The sequence below is a fragment of the Paenibacillus ihuae genome (assembly GCF_001368795.1).
Classification (GTDB): domain Bacteria; phylum Bacillota; class Bacilli; order Paenibacillales; family Paenibacillaceae; genus Paenibacillus_AQ; species Paenibacillus_AQ ihuae.
Genome location: NZ_LN831198.1, coordinates 3,076,583 through 3,078,839, shown reverse-complemented (window position 1 = coordinate 3,078,839; position 2,257 = coordinate 3,076,583). Strand labels below are relative to the sequence as shown.

Here is a 2,257-nt window from a genome sequence, read left to right as displayed (position 1 = left end):
TTATGGATAATAAACAAATTAAGTTTTGTCCTTTAAATTCAAAAAGATGGATAGATTCGTTGAAGATTAACCGCGGGAACCTTACCATACGTAGGGCGAAGTTCAGGTGTATTTACATTTTTCGTTTCAAATGCTATTATAAAAACATGACGTTAACGTCATGTTAAATCTTGAAAAGGAGTGATACATTTTCATCATGAACCGCATGCGCATTGGAGATTTGACAGAACGAGCAGGGGTAACCCAGCGCACGGTTCGCTATTACGAGAGCATCGGATTGCTTCCTTCTGGCGAGCGCGAAGGCAATGGTCATCATTACTATACGGAAGAAACGGTTGCTCGTCTGCGTAAGATTGATCAGTTGAAGAAGCTTGGTCTAAGTTTGGAGGAAATTCGGGACGTAATCGAGCTTTATTTTACGGATACGAGCGGGGTGCTGCCGAAGCGGAAAATTCTCGGCATACTGCGCCAACATCTGGACAACACCGATCAAAGGCTTGAAGCACTCGGGCAGTTCCGCAGCGATTTGCAGTCACATATAGAACGTTTCGAGCGATGGCTCGAGGCCAATGATAGTGATTAATTTTTTTTGCTATAAACATGACGTTAACGTCATGTTTATCATCCTAAGGAGGTTAAACTTATGAGAGAAAACATTGGATTTATCGGACTCGGACTACTCGGTGTTCCAGTCGCTTCCAATCTGCTTCAAGCAGGATATGCGTTGACCGTATACAACCGCACCCCAGAAAAAGCTGAGCCGCTCGTGGCACAAGGTGCGCTGCAGGCGGTCCGTCCAGCAGACACCGTGACAACCGGTGGTATCGTCGTCACCTTGGTTTGGGACGATGAAGCATTGGAAGACGTCGTCAAAAGCGAAGATTTCCTTGAACGCCTGGGCCTAGGCGGTATTCATGTATCAATGAGTACGGTGTCGCCGGATACGGGCAGGAAGCTGGCGGATCTGCACGCGCGGCATGGCTCCGTCTATGTTGAGGCGCCTATCTTTGGACGGCCGGAGGCAGCCGCTGCCAGGCAATTGTGGATTCCAATAGCGGGCCCCAAGGAAGCAAAGGAGCGAGTCCGGCCGATGCTGGATGCGATGGGAGCTAAGGGGATCTTTGACTTTGGCGAGGAAGCCGGTTCGGCTGTAATCATCAAACTGATCGGTAACTTCCTTATTGTCTCAGCCGCACGCTCGCTGGAAGAAGCACTAGGAATAGCTGAGCGCAGCGGTGTTGATCCTACTGCGGCGGTTAATATGCTTACGAGCACACTGTTTACCGCCCCAATCTATCAAAGCTACGGCAAAATGATTGCCGAAAAGTCAGCATCCGTTTCCGAAAGCAAAATTCCGCAGAAGGATGTCGGCCTCTTCTTGTCGGCGGCGCAAAACTTGCAATTCCCTGCTCCGCTCGCCAGTCTGCTGCTCGATATGCTGGAGGGACGGGGATCGGAGCATCAATAAACAAAGCTGATTAGCAGAATTAGAATGGGCTGTCCCAAGGTCACGAAAGTGATCCGAGGGACAACCCCTTTCTTTCACCTTTCAAACGTATGGGGGCATATCACCGTAGAGGAATGCCCCTAAACTTGCCGATACAGCCAGTGCGGAGAACAGTACCACAAGTAGGGCAAACAATTTTATTGGGATTTCACTAATAGGTTTGGCTCTGCCCAACCTAAAATATCCACGACAGTAACTTCATCTCTTCTGTACAATGAGGAAGTTAATCTGAAAGAAAAATGCTCAGTCCTTTTTTTGGCTAAAGGGAGAATGGCCACAGGCGTACAACCTTCGTCATGGACATACACATATAGCACTGCTATAATGGACATATGAACACATACGACAAAATATTGGCAGCAGCTCTTAAGGTACTCGAAGAGGATGGCGGAGCCCAATTTTCGACGCGAGCCGTAACTGCGATCGCGCAGGTTACGGCCCCTACGCTCTACCACCATTTCGGCAATGCCGATGGACTCCTGAGTGCAGCTATAGTGGAAGCGTTCAAACAGTTATTTGAAAGCAAGATTGCCGCAGTGGAGTCCACCATTCCAGAGATGGCTCTTCGTCAAGGATGGGATGACTATGTCCGCTTCGCGGCAACCCGTCCCCGGATTTATGCGGCGATGATGGGGCGGCTGCTCGAGGGCGCCCATATCGAGGCGGCAGATCATTCGTACCAAGCACTAGTGCAAAATATTCAGAAAGTCGCCGACGAAGGCAACCTGGCCGTGTCAGCCCAGGTTGCGG

General features: G+C 49.6%; 3 protein-coding genes. All 3 read left to right on the top strand.

Annotated elements, in window-relative coordinates; genetic code table 11:
• Positions 1-196: 196 nt before the first annotated feature.
• Positions 197-583: a MerR family transcriptional regulator gene (locus AQR02_RS13970; RefSeq protein ID WP_054941008.1), complete on the top strand. Its 387-nt coding sequence runs from the start codon at positions 197-199 to the stop codon at positions 581-583.
• Between the two features lie 60 nt (positions 584-643).
• The gene (locus AQR02_RS13965) at positions 644-1,468 is read left to right on the top strand and encodes an NAD(P)-dependent oxidoreductase (protein WP_054941007.1); all 825 of its coding nucleotides are present in this window, start codon (positions 644-646) and stop codon (positions 1,466-1,468) included.
• A 371-nt stretch (positions 1,469-1,839) separates the two neighbouring features.
• The coding region (locus AQR02_RS13960) for a TetR/AcrR family transcriptional regulator (protein WP_245237437.1) at positions 1,840-2,257 on the top strand (418 nt) is incomplete at its 3' end.